The organism is Pseudoalteromonas sp. A757, from assembly GCF_004103285.1.
GTDB classification, from domain to species: Bacteria; Pseudomonadota; Gammaproteobacteria; order Enterobacterales; family Alteromonadaceae; genus Pseudoalteromonas; species Pseudoalteromonas galatheae.
The window spans coordinates 238428-260636 of the sequence record NZ_QNQN01000070.1 but is presented as its reverse complement, the minus strand read 5'-3'; the positions used below and the strand labels follow the sequence as shown (position 1 = coordinate 260636).

Sequence of the window (22209 nt, the reverse complement as noted above, 5' to 3'; positions counted from 1 at the left end):
GTATCCATGTTGATAAACTTGAAACTTAACACTAACAAATAGTTACATTTTTGGTTGAAAAATACCTATTTATTGCCTTTACTTAAACTTCATTCTGTAGACAACTTTATATTCATATAGATAGGGAAGTTAGTATGAGACATGTCCACACAAAATTATCTGCTTTGTTTTTCTGTACAGCTCTTGGTGGTTGCGGATTAACACCTCAAGAAGCTGGGGTTGTTGGGGCGATAGCTGGGGCGAGTGGTTCCTACCTGTCTACCCATACAGTTACAGGTGAAGTTTATCAAGTTTATTACTTAGGAGTGTTTGATCCAATAAATCAAATTTCTCCCACATTTTACAGAATAACGGTTAGAGGCCAGTCTAATCTACTCAGTGACATGAAATTTGCTTCGGGTTGGGTTCCTGCGGAAGCGATTGATACGTTAACCAGTAAAGTGGAAATGACAAACCAAGGGTTAAGTGCAGATGCTAAGGGTGGGACTCAAGTAACCAGTGCTAGGCGAAAGTTCGTATTAATGGGGCCTGAAGGGGTTAGAGAGGGCCCTGAAAACCACCGTCTCGTTATCGTTATGGGATCCACACCTCACAATTTCTTTTCAGCTATCGATAGCGCGATGGGAGATTTACTAAGTTTTGAGCAGACCAAAGCAAGTGATCCGATCAACCGCCGCTTGATGGACGAACTTTTGTCTATAGCGCAAGAAAGACAGCTACTCGAAGGCTTTTGCCGCAACTCACCTAGTTTATGTGCAGAAGGATAGAAATGATGAAGATAAATAGATTAACACTGCTTCTCCCTATTGCGATGATGATAACTGGGTGCTCAACTTTATTAATAGAAGTCGATGTTTATAACGGTCCACTAAATAGTCAAGCGCCTGAACGTTTAGATCAAGTTGCTGCAATGGTTAGCGCTGCTAGGCCTATGCTGGGTTTTATACGAGATACCTATCAATGTGACGATGAATTAAACCCTGTATCGTCAGAGTTATGTAGAAGGATTGATCCCATTGAAGTGGATAGCTACCGTACATATCTAGGGGCAGGAGTTTATCCCGAAAATGAAAGGAAAATAACCTACTATCTTGCCAACGAAATACTACACATGTACACCAATGAGCAGACTGCGCTGCAAGTTTTCTATCACGATTACGAGCTACTGATTCGAAAGCTTCAATATCAGGAGGAGGTTTACGACAAATACCTTCCAAGTGAAGCGGGGGATGCTGAGTTTATTGAGAGGATTTTTGCACAAAAGTCTATTGAAAAATCCAATGAAATCAATGCGGTAAGGTTTTTCATTGCTCCCTCAAAAGAGGGGGGAGGTACCAACTTCAGCACTGTGTTTTGCAAGTCAGAACGTAAAGGTGACTGCACAAGTCGGAAAATACTTTCAAATTTAGAGCAAGATGAAAGCCTGCGCAAAGAAATAAAAAGTTTGCTACGCGAAAATCAGTTTAAAGAAGAGAAAGCACAACAGATTTTAGATAAGTTACGGGATCTTGGTCAATCTTTCGATGCTGCATGGCAAGCAGTGAATGGAAGCGTACTCGCAGCGGCTAAAACTGCAATTTCACTAAATGAAATGGAACAAAGTGGCGGTGATATACCATTCAAACCGGGAGAACTAGCCGAGTTAAAAAGTTGGCTACTTAACATATTTAAAGAAAAGGTTGATCTGGTTAAGGTAAAGGCATTAGGACTTCAAAAATGCCCCTCTGATTTAGAAACAAGCGCTGACCTTATGGCATATGCAGATTGTGTGATTGCTGCACAAAATGCATTGGCCCCGTTAAATATTACTTCGCCGGCCATGGAGCAGCGGGTGGCAAAAGCGCCTGATGATGGTGGCAGGCTGGAAGGTAAAATGACCCAACTTCCTGATCAAGAGTTGATTTTGATCAGAGGATTAGGAACTGATGCTAGTCGGGGTTTAGAGGCTGTGATACATGATTATAAAAAATTTTACTATCGTGGCTGCTATGAAGAAAAAAAGCCTAATTGTGAGTCTGCCGAAGATGTAAAGCGTGAATTTCAATCTGACTTAAAAAGCTTTTCAGAGAAAATATTATTTCTAGCAAATAACCTTGTTTTACTTCATGGTAATGCAAATCTTGATGATGACAGTAACAGTGGTGAAAATAACCCGCAACGAATTAAGAAGTTTATAGCCGTGCTTCAGGCGATAGGAAATTCAACCAAGGTACTCACTAATGACATTGAGAGACAAAACCAGTTTACTACACGGAACAATGGTGACAACGCGAAGTTGCTGAAAAATGCAATTTCAAACACCATAAGGTCAGAGGCTGGAATAACTAATGTAACCGAAGATTTGGCGCTTTGGTTAGATAGCGAAGAGCGTTTGAAGCCCTATACAACATGTGTTGCTAATAATAGATCTCGCTGCGATGTTTTAGAGCGTTTAAAGACGACATTGAGAACAAGTTGTCTAACGGTAGAATCTGACGATACAGAGATGTCGGTTAATTGGCGTGCCAAGAATATAACTAACTGTATTAAAAGTAACTACCCAGATCCAGCAGGTACAGCTCCTGAGTCACTGAGTGAGATGAAGGAGGTTTTGGAGAATTATCTGTCTCAATTGCAAGAAGCAACTACAGAACATAACTTACCTAGTTTTGATGAAAACGACCAGTTAAACAGCGAGCTTAATACTGAGCAAGTATGGGATAGCTTAATGTACCATCTCGCAGTGGAGCGGGTGTTGGCGGATAAACGCGGAGACACAGAGCAAGTTAAACAGCTCAATAAAGCGTTGGAAACCGCGAGATATTTTCGTTCAGAAAATTCATTTCTTCGGGCAACTTCAGATGCGATCAGGATGACAATGAGGTCAACGACCTTGTTGAATGAATTTGAGCTTATACAAAGAAAGAAGTTCTTAAACAGAAGTCTTGTACAATCAAGTAATGCCATTTTACAAGAGTTAGACAACCAGAACTGGCACAATATAAACCGTGTTGCTGTTAAAGGTGGCGGGGATGTTAATTATGTGGTTGCTAAAGATGACATAGGAAACTGGTATATCAAGCAGTATTCTGAAGATAAGAAAGAAATGATTGACTCAATAAAAAGCATTGCTCTTTTTAATATCAAAAAGTCAAATATCTCTAAGCTGGCAACTTACGTACCAAGCGGAGTGAGTGAGGCTGCTACTCAATCAACAAGTGAAAAAGTGTATACATCTTTTTTGTCTCAACATACCTTACCGCTGAGGAATGAGTTAGTGAAACAAATGGCGTTTTTAGCTGATTTAGAGAAGTCTGACACTCATACGGATAAGCCATTTTTAGGACTAGAAGACGCACAGAAAAGTACCGAAAAGATATTAGAAAATACGCAAGAGCTTAAGAGTAGTAGAGGTCAAGTTGCGAATGGCGTTTTAGAAAATATTTATTTGCTGGCGAGATTTTACGAAGGACTTGGCGACTGCGCTGATGATAATGCGAGTAAACAGGAACAATGCTCATCAACTAAACAGCAAATAGCAAATAAAGTTAAAAATAGTGTAGCGATAATGCGTCAGCATACTGCTCAGGTCGAGCCTTTTGTACTTGCATTTATAGGTGCTATACAAGATTAACGTCATTACATTGCAAAACGTCTATAAGATTATGTTTGATATTAACATCGATTCTAGGATTTTCAATTCACTCTAAATGCGTGATAGTGTTCATTATAATGACCTAGAAATTGCGAAGCACAATCAAGTCATAAAATCCCATTACTCGTTACTTTAAAGTTCGATCCTGTCCTGAAAGCGGGGGGGCAGCATTTGGATATAAAACGGGTAAATTCAAAGCGCATACCGCTTAATAAGCATGAATGCTTATTACTGTGCTTCTAGTAGTCGGTTTGGTGTTTTTTGCCAAAACTTATTTCTTACATCATCACTGAAGCCCACTGTGGACAAATTAAACTAGGCAATAATCAAAAATTGCGGCGCAGAGGTCAGTTTTAGCGTAGAGCGCATCAAATGTTAAAAGCAAACTTTGGGCAATATAGATGAGCTACACAGATAGATCGTTTTAAAAGTGAGCTAAATAAAAAGTATGATATGTTTACTCATGCTGATCTCTATTGCTTAGTTATTTGCTAGAATAACGCGCTTTCTGGCTTTTATAATGTTAGCTCAACCTGTTCGGATAATTAATGCCCTGCTATCAGCTAAATTTAGCGATGAGCGTGAATCATTCTGAATAGATCAAATTTCTATTTAAAAGGAAATGAATGTTTTGCATAATAGTTACAACTAGCCTGGATTTGCTAAGTACATTTGTTTTTTCCCAGATTCAGGGCTATTACGGAGCGTTTTAGTCTAGGTATAAATTTTCTTCTAACGCTCATTGCTACTTTGGTGGGGGTGTTACTCGCTATCACTGATTACGAAGCTGAACAAAAAGAAAAACAAGATGTTGTGAAGCTACTGATGCCTTCAATTTCATCGGTAAAAACTTGCTATGAGTACAGTGAAATATGAATTGAATATTTTAATACGTTACCGAATGAGGCTAGCTTAAGAGTTAAGTTTTATGTAAAAAAACCGCCTCCTTACCCTGAATATTTGGATACTTTATTGATGCAGAATATCGTTAGTAAGAATTTATCTGGGGCAGCCTTTAGCTATCTAAATGAACTACTAATTAATTTGAAGAGAAGCCGAATAAGTAATTCCCCCTTATATCTCAGCGTTCTAGGTCAAACTTTCAAGCTTTTGAAGTTAGAAGTCGATTACCAACAAGGCAAGAACACTGAAAAGCAGTTAGTTGACAAGTTGGATGCTCATGAAAAATTAGCGTTAGAAATGGCATATAGGAAGAGAAAGTAACGAAAGTACCCTGTGTATTCTACTAAAAGCCTTCAATGAAAGTGTGAAGCAGGAAGCCGGACGAAAAACTTGAGAGAATTTAACATTAATAAGGATTGTTTATGATATCACGATGCATTTTATTGGCACTCGCATTGGTAAGTACAACTGTATTTGCAACTCCACAAAATGGTTTGATCGAACCAGCTAAAGGCACTTGGCAAAACAAAGATGAAGATGGTGATGGTGTATTAGATGAGCATGATGAGTTTCCATTTGATAGTCAGCGCGCTCGTTATCCCGAAATCGTCGAGGTTGAACCTAACGATAACCCCAGTAACGCGGTAAAAGTTGCGCATCAACTTCCGTTCAAAGTAAAGGGGGTTATTTCAAATGCGGGTGATAATGGTGATTTGTATCAGTTTAGTGCAAATAAGGGCGACTATATCTCAGCTCGTATTACCTATAAGTCAGCTAATTTTAAGCCTAAAGTGTACTTTTCCGAGCAAGGCGGTTTTGTGATCAACTCATCGCAGATCCATACTCATAGTGCGCTAAAAATGGCGCATATACTGACTAAAATACCCCATGATGGAAAATTCAACTTGAGTGTCATCGATGATTTATCAGGTGGTGCGCCCGACTATTCCTATGAAATTTACGTATTTAGAGATAATGACACCGACGGTATTGATGATCATGCAGAATATGCAATTGGTATTGAACCAACTCGTATTGACACCGATAGAGACTCTATTCATGACTTCTATGAATATTACGTAAAGCAAAGTACTACACTCGATGAAGACAATAACGGGGTAATTAATCTATTGGACTTAGACAGTGATGGCGACGGCATTAATGATGAACGCGAAGGCTCAGGAAATGCAGACCAAGATGATAAATTAAACTTTTTGGATCTTGATTCTGATAATGACGGCATAGCGGATGCCGACGAAAAACTCAATGCGAAAGGGGGGCCTGAAGACTCTGACAAAGACGGTGTTGAGGATTTCATCGACCTAGATAATGATGGTGACAAAGTTTTAGATATTTATGATGCCGAGCCGTATGAGCGAGTGCGAGGTTTTAGATTAAGCGACTCACCAAGTGTACAAATATCCTCTCAAGCCGGTTATTACAATGGCTATTCATTGCCTCGAATTTATCGTATCGGCGATAGTGTTGTATTTACTGGCGATGACTTTGCCGGGCTGGAGAATCCAAAAGTGGTTATCTATAACGGTGAAGAAATTTATAATATTGCGCCAACATCGCACACTAATTCAGAACTAATCTTTGAACTCAATCTACCACCTCGTAAATATAAGGCATTTATTTATACTCGAAATAAGCGTTCTAATGAAGTGCGAATAAAGCCATACAAAGCGGGTTCACCGTTAATATTTGGATATGCCTCAATCAAAGTTCAAGAAGGTGAACAATACGAGCTTAAGGGAGTGGGGTTTGATGATAAAACTCGTATCGTAATGGGAAATAAAACACTTGTTCCTTCAACTCATACACAATCAAGCCTTACATTTACGATACCAACAGGTATGACAAAAGGCATATTACAATTAACGAATAATGTTGGAATGAGTAATAAGGTTCGGTATCGGGTGCAAGCACGCTAAAAAATAGAGAGCAATAGTTGACTAAAGAAGATTCAGACACCCGCCTCAAAGATATAGAAAAAACGGTTCAAGTTTGTCGTGGGTGTCAGCCGCTATCTGCTATTATTTCGCATCGGTTCTACGACCAAAACAATGACTGTACTTGCAGTAATGCAGCTGCTGGAACAGGGTAAACTATCTATAGATACCGTTATTAATGAATATATAAGTGAACTTAAAATACCTTACACCTTTGAAGCACCTATTACAATTCGTGCCTTATTAAGTCATCGGGCGGGTTTTGAAGAAGCGGATACCGGTAACTATTTTGGCTAGATTTCAGCTTTCGTGTTTGAGTCACTTTTGATGGAAAACAAAGCCTCTTTTGTATAAGGAATGGAATAGTGATTAAAGCCCCCCTACTAGGAATTCTTGAAAAAGATAGATACGGCGATTTGCGGAGCAAACCAATTGAAATTAAAGGGCTCGGTGGGAAGCTGGTTGAATTTATATTAGAGCAGTACGAAGAAGATAAAAAAAAGGATGAGTTTCATGAAGCGATCAAAAACTTTTTGGCAATTGATGAATCCGTCTTGAGAGCCTCGCAAGATTACATCTATCAGTATTACAAAGACATCTTTGTGCATTTGGTACCAGAGGATGATTGGTATGTCGAAATACCCAATGCAGCTGATGTTTGGAAGCATATTCAATTTGGTAATGCGCTATTGGTGTCGCGTCGTTCTGGTGGAGACGAGCTAGTCTATATTTCATTAACGTGTTCATGTGATTGGGAACAAGAGCATGGATTAGAAATAGTGTTTAAACAAGGCAGATATGTGAATAAAGTTGGACCATTTGACGGACACCTCACACACTCAGATGCTTATGACGATGATAGGTTAGAAAATGTTATCTACCCTCAGGGTGTATAAATAACTCGGGATAATAGACAAAGCCATTAGCCTTTACTGAGAAAGCACATGGTTAGATTTTAAAGCTCTCTTTTTGAAATAAACTAACTAGCCGCTTGCTCTCAACTTAATGCGAAAGTAGGCAAGCTCCAACTATGAAGGCGGTTAGAATATTAATTAGTTAATCCTTTAAGTTTATCTGTAATCAAATTCACAAGCTCGGGTGTCATTTGCTTATTTGCTGCAAGGTAGAAATCATTACTGAGACCATCTAATTCTAGCAAGAATTGAAAGTCACTACTTTTGCAGCCTATTTTAGAGCACATATAGTCTAAATGAAGCGGTGAGACAGCAATGATGTCAACTCGATCTCTAAGTAGCATTTTAACTGTCGTGATGGTATCGGGTAAGAGTGCAGTCTTACCTAGCGCCTTTTTCTTCGATAAATAGTGAAATACCACATCATCGCGCTTTATACCTGCTTTATAATTAATTAGCTCTTCAAGCTTCTCAAGCTTTATGTTGTCTCTTCTTTTCAGAGTAACGAGGTAAGTTTTAGTACTGACGAGTACACCGAGCCAATGAAACAATTCCTCTCTGGCAGGTGTACGTACCATAGAAAAAATAAGAGTTCCTGGTTCGGTCAAAGCTGTTTTGTATGCTCTAGCCCAAGGCATTGCGCGTATTTGGGAGTCGCTTCCTAGTTCACGTAGAAGCTTCCTGACCTTTTCTGCTACCACGCCTCTCACCTCTCCATCTTTTACAATCTGATAAGGGGGGAGTGGCTCTGTCACCACTTGAATTTGGTGAATATCATTAACAGGAGTGGCACTGCAAAAAAATGCTGACCCGAAAAACAACGAAAATAATATGCAGAAGTTGTACTGTGCTTTTCTATTATTCATTTGTTCAACTTACTATAACTTGTACAAAATATGCTAAGGTCAGGTGAGTGTTTGGCCTCAGTGCTCACATGTCCACTGTCCAAAAGTCACTTCGTTAGAGCCGCGTCGAATGCTTAGTTTCTGAATTTTGGAAAGCATAAATTAAATCGCTTGAATATTGCGCTTCACAAACAAAATCTAGATGTAAGATATTGGCACACATGAGGCATTACCTGTCTCCAATATTTTGATGTTAGAACCGAGCCACTATCTTTAAATCGTTGCTCCTTGGGGGCCACATTTCATCTAAAAATACTATTAGTAGTTAATTTTGCTAACGTGCTTATGTCGAGTTACCAAGCGGCTTTTTCTCAATCAAAGTGCTACTAATAGTTCAAATATATACTGTTGTGGCGCTTATGCCCAGTCCAACTTTCGGCTCAATTTCGGTTTGATACTTTATCTTGCTGCGTTGGGCATCTCACACTAAGAGTTGGGAACAAGATCAGACACGTACTTTAATGATTTTTGCTAATTTTAATCGTGCAGAATCTTATGAATAAGTAGAGAAAAATAACAAAAACACTCATCACATTAGTTTTATGCGAAGCAAGCATACAAAATGAGACTTAGTGCTTTTATGTCTCTCTAAAATAGTGTCATTTCCAGAGTGTGAGGTCTACAGAATACATGAGTAATGTGGCCTATAGACCTCAAGCTAGATTATCGAAATAAGTGAATTACGTTTACTTCTTGTACTTTTCAAACCAAGCGAGCGTATGCTCGATTTTGCTGACCATCCGAGAAGGGCGGCCTGCAATTCCATGTGGCGCACCTGGAATTTTGACCAGTACAGAGTCAATTTTACGTAACTTAAGTGCTTGGTAGAACTGTTCGGTTTCGGCCATTGGCGTGCGCAAGTCTTCTTCACCCGTCATTAGCATGGTTGGTGTGGTTACGTTGCCAACGAGCGAAAGCGGTGAGCGCTGCCAATAGTGTTCCATATGCTCCCATGGCATACCTGGGAATTGCGTTGGAATTTGACCAAGGCCACTGTCAGCGGTAAGCACTTTACTCAGCCAGTTGATCACAGGCTTTACGACAACTGCAGCGTTGAAACGGTTAGTTAAGCCAATCGCGTAGGCTGTTGCGATACCACCTGCAGAGCCGCCAGCAATAAACAGATTATCTTTGTCGATAAAGCCTTTCTCAAGCATAGCGTCTACCCCTGAGTTATGATCGGCAAAGTCTTCTTTTGAGCTGTATTTGTACTTGAGCAACATCGCAAAGCGCTCGCCGTAAGAGCTGCTGCCTCTGTGATTGTCGTAAAATACCACATAACCTTCAGCAGCATAACGCTGTAATTCTGCTGAGAAATGGGGGCCGTAGGCTAAGTGGGGGCCTCCGTGAATTTCTAATAGTAATGGGTATTGTTTGTTCGGGTCAAAATTTGGTGGCGTAATATACCAGCCCTGAATTTTCTCCCCGTCGAACGATGAGCTATACGTGATCTCATGCACTTTACCAAGGGTTTTATGTGCAAGTAGGTCTTCGTTAAGGCGAGTTAATTGCGTTACTTTACCTTTTCTTGTCGTGATTGCGATGTCTGCAGGGCGTTCACTCGAACCTTGCGTAAAGGCAATTTCCCCATCAAAGTTAGCACTAAATTCACCGCTTAAATAAGGGCGACCAAGGGTTGTGCCTGAGAGCGTATCTGTGATGTCGGTAATTTTACCTTTTGTGGTGATGCTCGCGAGCTTTCGCTTGCCGTTGTCATCGTACGTCATCGCCAGTCTATCACTGCCAATCCAAGTTGGGTCTTGGATTGAGCGGTCGAAGTCTTTGGCAATCATGTGGGAGGTTTTGTCCTGCCAATCCATAATATTCAGTTTGCTATTACGGTAAGGGTTTAGCGCGTTCGATGCACTAAGATAAGCCAGCTGTTTACCATTTTCGGAAAAGCTAGGTGCGTACTCACGACCAGGAGCCGACGTAAGCTGGGTGATATTACGGTTAAAATCAACTTCGAATAAGTCGCCCTCTAGGCGCTTGTATTCCCAGTCTGCAATGCGGTTTGCTGAAAACACAATCGCCTGAGCGTCTGCTCGCCACGCGAGTTTCCCACTATGGTGATAATTACCAGAGGTTAATTGGCGTGGCGTGCCGCCTTCACTCGGTAATACGAAGATCTGGCGATAGCCTGGTTTGATAAGGCCTCGGCCATCTGCTTGGTAGTAGGCTTTGTCGATAACAATGGCAGAATCGGACCACTTCGCGCCTTTTGGTTTTTCTGGCATTTTGGCGATGACCGCAGGCTTTTCAGCAACCTTTTGGCTAAAAGCCAGCCATTTGCCATCTGGTGACCACGTTAAGCCACTGATCCCAGATCGCAACTGTGTAAGTAGTGCCGTACGGTTTTGAGCAAGATAATGTACATGAATTTGTGTGCTACCAGATACATTGCTCACAAAGGCAATTTTGCTACCATCTGGCGACCAGCGAGGTTGACTGTAATTGTTTTCATCAGAGAAGAGTGGCGATTGTGCGCCTGACTTAATATCGACCAGCCACAGGTTTTGTCGCTTCGCATCCTTCATCACATCATTGCTGTTACGCACATATACCACTTGAGTACCATCTGGTGATATTTGCGGGTCGTTTGCATATTCCAGCTCAAAAATGTCTTTCGCCTGTAATCCCACCTCAGTCTGTGCGACTGTTGGCAATGCAGCGCAAGCCAGTAAAGTGCAAATGAGCGTCCGTTTCAATCCATAAGGCATAATGCCACCCTCTATATAATTTTTATTTAGGGCTACATAGTTATTCAGGTGCAATTCAATGTCACCTAATACGCGATAGAACGAAATAAAAACTCGATGTGTCAAATAGAATGGGGATGAGTGGCTGTTTTTTGTGTGAAATCGGATGAAAGTTGCTGATGCTTGAAATGAGTGCTCATCAATAATGGAAAGCCGCGCCGCTATCATTCCTTGACGGCGGCACATAATTTAAGCTTTATTAAGCTGATTTTTTGGCTAATAGCTCTTGGCGCACAAGCTCAGCCCCTGCGCTCAATGCAGCGAGCTTACCTCTTGCCACTTCACGAGAAAGTGGTGCCATACCGCAGTTAGTGCATGGGTAGAGTTTGTCGGCGTCAACAAACTCAAGCGCTTTGCGTAGTGTGTTGGCAACTTCTTCTGGCGTTTCTATGGTGTTGGTTGCAACATCAATCGCACCAACCATCACTTTTTTACCACGGATCAACGCTAACAAGTCGATTGGCACGTGAGAGTTATGGCACTCTAAAGAGATGATATCGATATTGGATTTTTGTAGCTTAGGAAACGCCTCTTCATATTGACGCCATTCTGATCCTAAGGTCTTTTTCCAATCGGTGTTAGCTTTAATGCCGTAGCCGTAACAAATATGCACAGCGGTTTCGCATTTGAGTCCTTCAATGGCACGTTCAAGCGCCGCAATGCCCCAGTCGTTGACCTCATCAAAAAATACATTAAACGCTGGCTCATCGAACTGAATGATATCAACTCCAGCGGCCTCTAGTTCTTTGGCTTCTTGGTTAAGGATCTTCGCAAATTCCCACGCTAGCTTTTCACGGCTTTTGTAGTGGTCATCATACAGTGTATCTATCATCGTCATAGGACCTGGCAATGCCCATTTGATAGGTTTGTCTGTTTGGCTGCGTAGAAATTTGGCATCTTCAACAAAAACCGGCTTTTGGCGAGATACAGGACCAACCACAGTTGGGACACTGGCATCATAGCGGTCGCGAATTTTTACCGTTTGACGCTTCTCAAAGTCCACACCGCTTAGGTGTTCAATAAAAGTGGTTACAAAGTGCTGGCGGGTTTGCTCGCCGTCACTCACGATATCAATTCCGGCAAGTTGTTGCTCTTGCAAAGCAATACGTAGTGCATCGTTTTTGCCATCAATAAGCTCGTCGCCCTCTAGTTTCCAAGGTGACCACAGGGTTTCTGGCTGAGCAAGCCAAGCGGGCTTTGGTAAACTGCCAGCAGTAGATGTTGGTAATAGTGTTTTCATGATAAATGCTGTTCCATATTCCCGTTGATTATAAAGCGTAATTTGCAGACCATTGTTCAAGCACGTTTTGGTAAGGCTTGATAAAATGCTCTTCTGCAAATCGACCTTGCGCAATTGCCAGCTTGCTCCGCTCTTCACGGTCATAAACAATTTGTGTTAGCGAGTGATCGGAGTTTTTCAAGTTTGGTTGATAGCACTTGCCCGCCACCGCATTGGCATTGTAAATCTCTGGGCGGTAGATCTTTTGGAATGTTTCCATAGTGCTGATGGTGCTGATCAATTCCAGATTGGTGTAGTCATTCAGTAAGTCACCAAAGAAGTAAAAAGCCAAAGGTGCAACGCTATTTGGTGGCATAAAGTAGCGCACCTCTAAGCCCATCTTTTTGAAATATTGCTCAGTTAATGATGACTCATTTGGTTGATATTCAAAGCCAAGCACAGGGTGCTGATTTTCGGTGCGGTGATAGGTTTTGTTATCCGATACACTTAGGCAAATCACCGGCGGCTTACTAAAGTGACTCTTGTAAGCTTCTGAATCAACAAAGTATTTAAATAGCTTACCGTGTAAGTCGCCAAAGTTAGCTGGGATGCTGAATTTAGGTTGATCTTTATTGTGATCAAGCAATAGCACGCTAAAGTCGTAGTCACGTACGTAAGATGAGAAATTGTTACCAACAATTCCCTCAATGCGTTCATTGGTTTTGTGGTCAACGATGTTGGTTTTTAATACCTCAATTGACGGGAAAGTTTGCCCACTACCCGCAATATCCATATCAACAGAGACTATCTCAAGCTCAACAGAATAACGGTCACCTTTTGGGTTATCCCAGTTAGCCAATGCGTTAAAGCGATTATCAATCATCTTTAGGGCATTGCGTAAGTTTTGCTGGCGGCTTTCGCCTCTTGCCAAATTAGCAAAGTTAGTGGTGATCCGCGTGCTGTTTGACGGATGGTAATTCTCGTCAAGACGAATGCTCTTAATAGTGAAAGTAAACTCGTTATTCATGTCTTCAGGTATCCAATTCTAATGCTGACGCGCTCGGCAATTACGTTTCACTGCGGTAAACAGATATCCACGGGGACGCAGTGAGAGTGCCGAACATTAAGTGATGTGAGATTTATACGTGGATCACAAGATGAAGAAAAACGGTTTTATTTCACATAAAACATGAGTCTGATTCATGAGTTACAAAAATAGATGCCGCTTATTGAGTCGTATATGCAGAAAATATGAGCAATTGTAGAGTGAAACTTATTAGGTGTATAAAAGTCTAGACTGCTAAATGTCTAAGTTGCATTTGTTTCAAGTAAAACGTGAGGAATATTCAAGACTTATCTAAGTCAAAAGCATCAATGGCAAAGCGTTATGTTGTTATACTCGCCAGCGCTTAGGTGGCAGAAAGGCTAAAAGCAACGCCGATATTGCTCACTTAGGTGTTTGCGCCTCAATGAAAAGAAGAGATAAGTGGAATGAGTGAGTTGATATTGTTGTTTGTGTATTGTGCACTACTCGGTAGTGTTGTCGGCTTTTTAGCCGGGTTGTTAGGTATTGGTGGTGGGCTGGTTATTGTTCCGGTGCTGAGCAGTATTTTATTGTACTTTAACGTGTTACCACCGGAGCAAGTGGTCATAGCCGCCGTGGCGACATCGTTGGCATCCATTTTATTTACTTCTACCTCATCGGCAATCGCGCATCATAAAAATGGTAATGTACCGTGGGATTTAGCGCCGTGGATAATGACGGGCGTTGCACTAGGCGCGCTGATCAGTGGTTTTTTGGCAGCGCTATTACCCGAAAACGCAGTGCGCATTGTATTTGCAGTAAGTGTGGTATTGATAGCAATAAAAATGTTTTATAGCAGCAAAAATGAGAGCACAACCCAAAGGCAGCTGCCGAATAAAGGCATACTTACGTTATTAACGACGATCACTGGTGGTTTATCTGCCATGATAGGCATTGGCGGTGGAGCACTTTTGGTACCGCTGTTGACGTTTTTCTCTCTTGATATGAAAAAGGCCATAGGATGCGCTTCTGCATGTGGCATTGTTATCGCACTCTTTGGTTCCGTTGGCTACATTAGCTCGGGCAGTGCACACTTTGCACTTTCGGATGGCTTCGCCGGATTTGTTTATTTGCCAGCCCTGTTAGGTATTGTGTGCACGTCTTGGTTTACCGCTCCAATGGGGGCTAAAGCGACGCATCACTTGCCTGTTGCCACGATTAAAAAGGTATTTGCGGTGCTGCTGTTAGTGATGGCTGTGAATATGGCGGTAAATTAAGTGCTTTTGAGCCAAAACGAACTATCGCGTGTTTGGCTCAGAAGCTCTGTTAATCTTACTTTTTGAACGGATCTTCGGTTGGTTCAAAGTATTTGTTTAACTTGCCATTTCTGGTGCTATTGATGTACTCCCCAGATGGATCTTCGCTTATCAATGTGAAGGCACTGACTGGCGATCCAAAGTTAAAGTTTGCCAATTCTACCCAAGCAACATGAGGCGTGCGAGCATTGCAAAAGTAATAGGTTTGGCTCCTATGTGCTGCAACGGTTGTCCACAAGGTATTAGATATGTTTGGGCTGGCACTGCTTGTAAAATTATAGCCAAGGGGTACTGATGCACTTGCAGCAACCGAGCGAGCCTGTGCAAGGGCATCATGCTCATCGTTTGGTAAATCTAAGTGATTAAGATAAAACGTAGCGCGCTCGAACCTATCGGTTGAGTATGGGCCGCCAGGGATCGTATGGCTCGGCTGACTGTTTTTATCACTCCATTGCCACAGCCAATAATCATTAATCCTTAGCTGATCTTCATAACTTGGTTCATTGGTAACAACGCGATAGTCAGCGCTGTGATGGATCTTAAAAACCCCATTTTCAACTTCGATAATGGCTGAATCGCCACTGATATCCGACACCATTAAATGCAATGCTGCGGTTTTACCTTCGCTGTTAGGTACTTCTGCACCAACGATCTGAATTTCTTGTTTACTGAATACGTCAACGACTTCCTTGACCAGTACAAATTTGTCTAACACATATTGCAACCATCTAAGGACGCTCAGCTGCTTTTTACTTTTGCATGCTGACTTACCGTACGTCGCGCCTGAGTCGTACAATACATTTGCGACAAGCCCCATAGAGTTCATGCCATCGGAGGCTGCCCAGCCGCTGCAATCATCTCCAACCATAGCGACCACACTACTATAAGAAGATGTCCATGTCAGTGGGTTACGAGTTTTCTCGCTTGCTATTGCCTCTAGCTCAGAAACTGGCTCAAGCCCCGATTTTTTTAGTCCTTTTTCAAGTACAAACAAGCTGGTAGGTAATATAAACATCCAGTCCATATTTCTGGCAGTAGCTAAATATGCTCTATTCCAGTTATTAAAAGCTCTAGTACACATAACAACCTCACAAGAAAATTAAATATCCTTTTGATGAGTGGTTTCTCATCAACCTACTGATTCATACTAGGCTTTGAAAAAGGCTAAATACATTACAGAAAGTTACAGTGCATTACAGGAGTGGTGTCAGTAACCATTAGTACGAAAAACTAATGATTCGACAAGTATTTGTCTCAGGTTCCCTAAAACAAAAGTGGTGTGAGGTTAGTAGAATGAGTATATTTGCAAGAATTGGGTTAATTACTATCAGGTATGACGTTTAGAGGAAATGGGATGATAAGAGAGATAACGCGGGATGATTTTGAGTCGTTTTGGCCAACATTTTCAGAAGTGATCCAAGCGCAAGAAACGTATGCATTTGACTCAAATATGAGTATGGAACAGGCATTTTTACTTTGGTGTGAAACGCCGCTTAAAGCTTTTGCATATGTTGAGAATGGGCAAGTACTTGGCAGCTATTATTTGCGACAAAATGCGATGGGTCCGAGTAGCCACATATGTAACTGTGGTTACATGGTGTCGAGTTTGGCTCGTGGTAAAGGAATTGCACGGCTGATGTGCGAACATTCCCAGCAGCAAGCGTTAGCACTGGGGTTCGAAGCCATGCAATTTAATAGTGTGGTATCGACTAATGAAGTGGCGATTAAACTTTGGCAAAAGCTTGGTTTTACCATTGTGGGCACCATTCCCAAGGCATACAAGCATCCTCGTCTGGGTTTGGTAGATAGCTATGTTATGTATAAATGGTTGGCTGATTAAAGTGGACAGGATCTAAACTAACGTGGCGAATGTCATTTTGCGCAGTCGATCAGTATTTGTTTACTGTGCATAGTCTTAAGTAAAAAGCTGATAAGCCGCTTGACGTTGAGTATAGATTTTTTTGCTGAAATTCATGTAATTCGTCTAACAAGACATACTGCAAAATCGCAGGAGGGATAGATAAGTTTATTTTTTGCTTTAACTGCTTAACCGAAGTGTTAATTTGGCTTAAGTGAGGGGCAAGGCAGGCTTCCATGTTTTCAGCGGCACTGAGCAGCTGCAGTCCCAATTCAGAAAACGAGACTTTGCCTTGCGAAAGCATGCATATATCAAGACTAAAGCGTTGATTTAAAGCATGTAGCCTACGAGATACTGTCGTGTGGCTTACGCCTAGAACTTTGGCCGCATCTCTGAGAGTATTGGCACGCTTTAATGCAAGCAGCTCTTTGTAAGATCTTTACCCAAGAGGAACCTGCTGAGGCGAGACGTCAATATAATCGCCTCAAGGCCGATTAGGTATAATGATTATGACTTTTCAGAAGCGCAGTTGAATGACTTGGGTTATGCGCTTTTGGGAGAAGAGAAAAATGCCGCTGCTATTGCTGCATTTGAGCTAAACGTTGGAGCATTCCCAGGTTCAGCCAATGGGTTAGATAGTCTCGCAGAGGCACTGATTGCCGATAATCAACTAAAACGTGCAAAGGCGATTTTAAAACAGGCAATGCTACTTGACCCTAACCTCGAATCTGCAAAGAAGCAACTAGCGAGTTTAGAAACACCTGTAAGTACGAAAAATTCGCTGTAGTAACCGTTGCCTTGGCCAAATTGCAGCTGCTGGGTGAGCTATCATGACTCAGCAGCTAAGCGCGTCATTTTTATAGTTTAGTGAGCTTCAAACTGAACGTGAACTCTGTCTGGCTAGAGGTGAGTTGCCAATTTGCTTTTTTAGCTATGGCTTTGATAATAAACATCCCTATACCGTGACTGGACTGGCGGAGTAGCTCTTCATTGATGGCGTTTTCAAAATGTAAATACTGCGGATGAACAGTGACTTTAAGTGGTGCAATACCATACTTATTAAAGTTAGTTTCTATTTGTTTGAGTAACAAGGCTAATTCAGGTTTAGATAGTTGTAAATAGTGTTCTGGGGCAAGGAGCTCAACTTGAATATCTGCATCACTGGTGTTTGCCCATTCTAGTAGCGTTTGGTTAATTTCCGTTTTAGAGGACACTGTGTAGTCTTGCGGTTGCCATAAATTCAGTATTGTATCGCATAATTGAGTTGTATCGCGCTGAGCATGTTTTAGCGCATCTATTAGCGATAGGCTGGGTGGAGGTAACATATCAAGTTGGTCGAATCTTGCTAATTGATGTCCGATTAACGTGAGCGGTTGTTTGATCTCATGACTTAAAAAACTAGCAAATTCATATTCACGCTTCACTGCATTTTTTTGCTCTGTCACCGCATCAAATATCGCTTGTTGAGCAAGGGCGAATTCACTAAAAATGATAGTGTGGTGACTCTCCAGTTGCTCAACATTTGTTCTAAAGTGATGCGTTTGTTGCCTCACTTTTCGTAAAACAAAAAAGATGACTATGGCTAACACGCAGAGCATCATTGAAGTTACAGTGAATAATAGAGGTTTTATATCTAGGGATTGATGCTGTTCGAAACGATGCAACACATAGAGTGCAGGGGTGTTATGTAGAGGGGGGAGTTTAAGATAATAGGTATCTAAGCCATTTTCACTGATCAGGGTCGGTTGTTCCCATGGAACGCGATGATTAAAGTTATTCTGTTCGCGTTCATTCAGGCTATCAAGCGTTTGAGTCACTGTTCGAAATCTAGTATCAATTTCTTGCTGTTGTATTTGAAACTCGTGCGCATCCTTATAAAGGTAAAACTCTGCGGTGTCATCTAGTCCAAACCAATAAACCACCATTGTGGTACTGAAAAAAATGAGACTAATAATTATAAATATCCCCACTAACCTATTAGTGAGATATGTTGTTAAGGATAGTGTGCTATTTTGCATCCAGCAGGACTCCAATCCCTTTTATGGTATGAAATAACTCCAATTCATGACCTTGACTGAGGTTTTTTCGTAATCGACTTAAAAGTGACTTATACATGTCAGGGGAAACGTCATCATGTTGCCAGACATGTTCTATTACAGTGTGTTTTGATACTGGGTTAGGGGAGTGCCGGATCAAAAGCTTCAATAAGCACCATTGTTGTGGTGACAATGTGATTGGCCTCAACGCGCGAGTTGCAATGTGGGCACTTAAGTCCACCGTGAGGGTATCAAGGTGAAATATTTCACTCGGTTGTGGGTGATGCTTTCGCCCAAGTAGTTTTAATCTTACGCTAAGCTCGGCAAGTTCGAAGGGCTTAGTGAGATAGTCAAGTGCACCAAGCTCAAACGCACGCAACTTTGCCTCTAGACAGTGCTGCGCGGTTAGAAAGAGAATGGGAGTTTGTTTGTGGCTTATTGAAAACTCACGGGCAAGTTCAAAGCCGAAACCGTCTGGTAGTTCTAAGTCCAGTACAATTGCATCATATTGTTGTTCTGACGATATGGCTTTAGCGCTAGAAATGCTGTCTGCATAATCAACCTCAATGCCTTCATCATTGAGGTAATTTGCGGTGATTGTAGCGAGCTGGCGATCATCTTCAACCAATAAAATAATCATAAAAACACGGTTTTGTCTGTTGCTTCCTCTATGCTAGCGAACCTGAAATGTTTTAGCGACTAAAATATGAGAATGGTGGTTACCTTCTGGTTACCTGAGTATAGCTATACTAGGAGAACTTTTAGGAGAACGATATGAACAAGCGAGATACGATGATCACATTTACCGCGATAGCTTTGAGCTGTGTATTAGCTGGGTGTGGAGAGAATAATACGCTAACAACTCAAATAGAACCTTCAGATCCCCAGTTTGCAGACAAAGTGTTTAGTAACGCTGCTATTTACACTGTTACACAATCCAAGCCTTGGGCCCAAGCCATGGCGGTCAAGGATGGCGAAATCGTTTATTTAGGTGATGAAAAAGGAGCCAAGTCCTATATTGGTAAAAAAACAAATGTGTATGATTTAGCAGGTAAGATGGTGCTTCCAGGCCTTCATGATGTCCATATCCACCCACTGGAATCAGCGTCAGATGCAACCCATTTTACAGCTGCGCAGTACGACACAATAGATGGTTATCAAGATGTACTTTATCAAGCTGCAAGCGAAAACCCTGATGCAGCTTGGTTGATCGGTTATGGTCATAATATAGATACCTTACTTGATCTCGATATATCGCCCAAAGTTCTAATTGATGAAGTAATCCCAGACCGACCAGTCATTATCATGGAGCAAACTTCACATTCAATGTGGGTAAACTCCAAAGCCCTCTCGTTGGCTAACATACATGCGAGCAGCCGTGATCCGATAGGGGGGGTTATTGGCCGAAATGATGTCGGAGAGTTGAATGGCATCTTGTATGACAACGCGGGCAATATTGCTATGGACCTTGCAATGCAATCTTTAGGGGATGAGCAGAGCCAAAACTATATTGGCTTTGTTGAATATACCCAGCCTATGCTTCTAAGCCACGGAATAACATCGATTAGTGATGCTCGCGTATATTGGCAACGCGGCCAATTAGATACTTGGCAAAAACTACAAGCGGATGGTGTCTTGAAGATGCGAGTCAGCTTGGGCTTATGGGCTTATCCTGAAGCAAGTGATGAAAGTCAAATTAGAGCGCTTAAATCGTTTTATAATACGACGCCAAATAGCTTACTAAAAATCGACCAAATAAAGTTTTACATGGATGGTATTTTGGTGAATACCACTGCGGCAATGAAAGAGCCTTATAAAGTAGATTGGCTTAAGCTCGATGGTAACCGTGGAGTGAATTATTTTACCCAAGCTCGGCTAGAGAAATATATAAAAGCATTGGAGCCTAGTGGCTTTGATTTTAATATTCATGCAATTGGCGACAGAGGAATACATGAAGCGTTAAATGCCATTGAGGCGGCCTCTAAAGGAACTGCTCGGCATCGCCTTACCCATGTAGAAGTTGTTGATCCTGAAGATTATAAAAGGTTTTCCGCGTTGGGTGTGATAGCAGATGCACAAGTCGCAGGAGAATTTACTCAACCGCATCATTGGCAAGAAATGCAGCCACTGTTAGGCCGCGAGCGGGCTGATCATTTGGTTCCAATTAAGAGCCTAAGTGAAAATGGTGCGATGCTCACGCTGAGCAGCGATTGGAATGTGAGTACGCTTAATCCTTTTATCGGTATCGCGAATGCAGTTACTCGACAGCCTGAAGCAATCTCATTAGAACAAGCAATTGCGGCCTACACAATAAATGCTGCGTACGCGATGCGACAAGAAGACATTGTTGGAAGCCTTGAGGTTGGAAAGCTTGCTGACTTTATTGTGTTAGACCGAAATCTATTCGATGTAACATTCGAAGAAATAAAAGCGACCAAGGTTACGCAAACGTGGGTCCATGGAAATCAGGCCTTTTGACGTAAAGCTAATGGCTTGATTGTTCATAACCAGTCGAAAATCAGCAACAATGTAGTGCAGAATTTCGGATTGAAATGGGGGCTGCAACCCTTACTCTATGGTGTAACTCAAAGCGTTAAGGATTGTTATGACTTCACTTGCCAACATGCCATTTTCTTTGCTCGAATTAAGCCCGATGAAAGAGCAAAATACCGTTTCACAAACCCTCGCTAACAGCGTGGCTTATGCGCAAAAAGCGGATGAACTTGGCTTTAAACGCTTTTGGATGGCTGAGCATCATAATATGCGTGGTATTGTCTGCGCAGCAACCTCTGTATTGATAGGGCATATTGCTGGGCACACTCGCAATATTCGGGTGGGGGCGGGTGGCGTGATGTTGCCAAACCATCCACCGTTAGTCGTCGCTGAGCAGTTTGGCACCTTAGAAAGCCTCTATCCTGGACGTATTGATTTGGGGTTAGGGCGAGCGCCTGGCAGCGATCCGATTACCAGCCGAGCACTGCGTCGCGATGACAGACGTGCAGAGCAATTTGACGACGAAGTCGCTGAATTACAGGCCTTGCTAGGGCCTTATGATGGTAAATCCTCGGTGCGTGCCATTCCGGGTGAAAATACTAAGGTACCAATCTGGTTGCTTGGTTCGAGTCTTTATAGTGCCCAACTTGCTGCAAAGCGAGGTTTACCTTATGCATTTGCGGGTCACTTTGCGCCACGATTTGTACATGATGCAATTGCGCTTTATCGCCGCGATTTCCAATCATCAGAAGTGTTAGATAAACCTTATGTAATGCTTGGTTTGCCCGTAGTTGCAGCGGATACCGACGAGCAAGCGCAGTATTTAGCTACCACGTCAAAGCAACGTATCCTAGCGTTGATGCGAGGTCAGGCGTTATGGTTAAAACCCCCTGTTGACTCGATGGAGGGTCTATGGAATGCCCAAGAGCAAATGCAAGTTGAAAGCTTTTTAGGTCTATCTGTGGTTGGAAGTCCCGCGACTGTATATCATAAACTCAGCATGATTAAACGTGAGCTAGCGGTCGATGAGTTTATTTTTACCAACGATTTATACGAGTTAAGCGATAGAAAACATGCGCTTGAAATCTTGGCGAGCTTAACATCGTCTTAGTTGGTCCTCTACAAGTAGCTTGGGTTACAGCGCTGATTTTAAAAACGATTATAGATAGGCCGCGGCAGCGGCCTTGTCAGTT

Annotated in this window: 18 protein-coding genes; 10 read left to right on the top strand and 8 right to left on the bottom strand. The window is 42.0% G+C overall.

What is annotated here, in order from left to right; all coding sequences use genetic code 11:
* Positions 1-134: 134 nt before the first annotated feature.
* From DRB05_RS14135 to DRB05_RS14115, 5 genes are all read left to right on the top strand, one after another.
* The gene (locus DRB05_RS14135; protein ID WP_128727525.1) at positions 135-767 is read left to right on the top strand and encodes a hypothetical protein; all 633 of its coding nucleotides are present in this window, start codon (positions 135-137) and stop codon (positions 765-767) included.
* Between the two features lie 2 nt (positions 768-769).
* A complete protein-coding gene (locus tag DRB05_RS14130) occupies positions 770-3613 on the top strand; it encodes a hypothetical protein (RefSeq protein ID WP_128727524.1) in 2844 nt (947 codons plus the stop codon).
* A gap of 1346 nt (positions 3614-4959) precedes the next feature.
* Positions 4960-6474: a cell surface receptor IPT/TIG domain-containing protein gene (locus DRB05_RS14125; protein WP_128727523.1), complete on the top strand. Its 1515-nt coding sequence runs from the start codon at positions 4960-4962 to the stop codon at positions 6472-6474.
* A 78-nt stretch (positions 6475-6552) separates the two neighbouring features.
* Positions 6553-6789 (top strand): serine hydrolase domain-containing protein, encoded by a 237-nt coding sequence (locus tag DRB05_RS14120; RefSeq protein ID WP_275669088.1) that lies wholly within the window; start codon positions 6553-6555, stop codon positions 6787-6789.
* A 68-nt stretch (positions 6790-6857) separates the two neighbouring features.
* A complete protein-coding gene (locus tag DRB05_RS14115) occupies positions 6858-7388 on the top strand; it encodes a hypothetical protein (protein ID WP_128727522.1) in 531 nt (176 codons plus the stop codon).
* 152 nt (positions 7389-7540) lie between these two features.
* Here DRB05_RS14115 and DRB05_RS14110 read toward each other — a convergent pair whose 3' ends face one another.
* The 4 genes from DRB05_RS14110 to DRB05_RS14095 all read right to left on the bottom strand — a co-directional run bounded on the left by DRB05_RS14110 (position 7541) and on the right by DRB05_RS14095 (position 13316).
* Positions 7541-8272 carry a transporter substrate-binding domain-containing protein gene (locus DRB05_RS14110; RefSeq protein WP_128727521.1) on the bottom strand — a complete coding sequence of 244 codons (732 nt, stop codon included), beginning with the start codon at positions 8270-8272 and terminating at the stop codon, positions 7541-7543.
* 725 nt (positions 8273-8997) lie between these two features.
* Entirely contained in the window at positions 8998-11031 is a 2034-nt protein-coding gene (locus DRB05_RS14105) for a S9 family peptidase (protein WP_128727520.1), read from the bottom strand.
* A 238-nt stretch (positions 11032-11269) separates the two neighbouring features.
* Positions 11270-12310, bottom strand: coding sequence for a methionine synthase (locus tag DRB05_RS14100; RefSeq protein ID WP_010370114.1), 1041 nt, complete (start codon positions 12308-12310; stop codon positions 11270-11272).
* Between the two features lie 28 nt (positions 12311-12338).
* Entirely contained in the window at positions 12339-13316 is a 978-nt protein-coding gene (locus DRB05_RS14095; protein WP_128727519.1) for a DUF1852 domain-containing protein, read from the bottom strand.
* Between the two features lie 464 nt (positions 13317-13780).
* Here DRB05_RS14095 and DRB05_RS14090 point away from each other — a divergent pair, with 464 nt between their 5' ends.
* Positions 13781-14590 (top strand): sulfite exporter TauE/SafE family protein, encoded by an 810-nt coding sequence (locus DRB05_RS14090; RefSeq protein WP_128727518.1) that lies wholly within the window; start codon positions 13781-13783, stop codon positions 14588-14590.
* A 55-nt stretch (positions 14591-14645) separates the two neighbouring features.
* Here the strand turns inward: DRB05_RS14090 and DRB05_RS14085 are convergent, their stop codons facing one another.
* A complete protein-coding gene (locus DRB05_RS14085) occupies positions 14646-15710 on the bottom strand; it encodes a linear amide C-N hydrolase (RefSeq protein ID WP_128727517.1) in 1065 nt (354 codons plus the stop codon).
* A gap of 273 nt (positions 15711-15983) precedes the next feature.
* Here DRB05_RS14085 and DRB05_RS14080 point away from each other — a divergent pair, with 273 nt between their 5' ends.
* Positions 15984-16469 (top strand): GNAT family N-acetyltransferase, encoded by a 486-nt coding sequence (locus DRB05_RS14080; RefSeq protein ID WP_128727516.1) that lies wholly within the window; start codon positions 15984-15986, stop codon positions 16467-16469.
* A 49-nt stretch (positions 16470-16518) separates the two neighbouring features.
* Here DRB05_RS14080 and DRB05_RS23035 read toward each other — a convergent pair whose 3' ends face one another.
* On the bottom strand, positions 16519-16911 hold the full coding sequence (locus DRB05_RS23035; protein WP_275669091.1) for a hypothetical protein: 393 nt from the start codon (positions 16909-16911) through the stop codon (positions 16519-16521).
* Between the two features lie 105 nt (positions 16912-17016).
* On the opposite strand from DRB05_RS23035, the gene DRB05_RS14070 reads away from it, so the two are divergent.
* Positions 17017-17274, top strand: a complete 258-nt coding sequence (locus DRB05_RS14070) for a tetratricopeptide repeat protein (RefSeq protein ID WP_128727515.1) — start codon at positions 17017-17019, stop codon at positions 17272-17274.
* A 70-nt stretch (positions 17275-17344) separates the two neighbouring features.
* Here the strand turns inward: DRB05_RS14070 and DRB05_RS14065 are convergent, their stop codons facing one another.
* Positions 17345-18412, bottom strand: a complete 1068-nt coding sequence (locus DRB05_RS14065) for a HAMP domain-containing histidine kinase (protein WP_128727514.1) — start codon at positions 18410-18412, stop codon at positions 17345-17347.
* A gap of 82 nt (positions 18413-18494) precedes the next feature.
* Positions 18495-19163, bottom strand: a complete 669-nt coding sequence (locus tag DRB05_RS14060; RefSeq protein ID WP_128727513.1) for a response regulator transcription factor — start codon at positions 19161-19163, stop codon at positions 18495-18497.
* 134 nt (positions 19164-19297) lie between these two features.
* Between DRB05_RS14060 and DRB05_RS14055 the strand changes: the two genes are divergently transcribed.
* Both DRB05_RS14055 and DRB05_RS14050 read left to right on the top strand, forming a co-directional pair.
* Positions 19298-21001, top strand: a complete 1704-nt coding sequence (locus DRB05_RS14055) for an amidohydrolase (protein WP_128727512.1) — start codon at positions 19298-19300, stop codon at positions 20999-21001.
* 127 nt (positions 21002-21128) lie between these two features.
* A complete protein-coding gene (locus DRB05_RS14050; RefSeq protein WP_128727511.1) occupies positions 21129-22127 on the top strand; it encodes an LLM class flavin-dependent oxidoreductase in 999 nt (332 codons plus the stop codon).
* Positions 22128-22209: the final 82 nt, after the last annotated feature.

Bases quoted from the DNA above. Each gene is read 5' to 3' on its own strand.
- DRB05_RS14095 (WP_128727519.1), bottom strand. From the start codon at position 13,316: ATGAATAACGAGTTTACTTTCACTATTAAGAGCATTCGTCTTGACGAG.
- DRB05_RS14110 (WP_128727521.1), bottom strand. From the start codon at position 8,272: ATGAATAATAGAAAAGCACAGTACAACTTCTGCATATTATTTTCGTTG.
- DRB05_RS14105 (WP_128727520.1), bottom strand. From the start codon at position 11,031: ATGCCTTATGGATTGAAACGGACGCTCATTTGCACTTTACTGGCTTGC.
- DRB05_RS14085 (WP_128727517.1), bottom strand. From the start codon at position 15,710: ATGTGTACTAGAGCTTTTAATAACTGGAATAGAGCATATTTAGCTACT.
- DRB05_RS14080 (WP_128727516.1), top strand. From the start codon at position 15,984: ATGATAAGAGAGATAACGCGGGATGATTTTGAGTCGTTTTGGCCAACA.
- DRB05_RS14065 (WP_128727514.1), bottom strand. From the start codon at position 18,412: ATGGTGGTTTATTGGTTTGGACTAGATGACACCGCAGAGTTTTACCTT.
- DRB05_RS14055 (WP_128727512.1), top strand. From the start codon at position 19,298: ATGAACAAGCGAGATACGATGATCACATTTACCGCGATAGCTTTGAGC.
- DRB05_RS14090 (WP_128727518.1), top strand. From the start codon at position 13,781: ATGAGTGAGTTGATATTGTTGTTTGTGTATTGTGCACTACTCGGTAGT.
- DRB05_RS14100 (WP_010370114.1), bottom strand. From the start codon at position 12,310: ATGAAAACACTATTACCAACATCTACTGCTGGCAGTTTACCAAAGCCC.
- DRB05_RS14050 (WP_128727511.1), top strand. From the start codon at position 21,129: ATGACTTCACTTGCCAACATGCCATTTTCTTTGCTCGAATTAAGCCCG.
- DRB05_RS14135 (WP_128727525.1), top strand. From the start codon at position 135: ATGAGACATGTCCACACAAAATTATCTGCTTTGTTTTTCTGTACAGCT.
- DRB05_RS14125 (WP_128727523.1), top strand. From the start codon at position 4,960: ATGATATCACGATGCATTTTATTGGCACTCGCATTGGTAAGTACAACT.
- DRB05_RS14060 (WP_128727513.1), bottom strand. From the start codon at position 19,163: ATGATTATTTTATTGGTTGAAGATGATCGCCAGCTCGCTACAATCACC.
- DRB05_RS14130 (WP_128727524.1), top strand. From the start codon at position 770: ATGATGAAGATAAATAGATTAACACTGCTTCTCCCTATTGCGATGATG.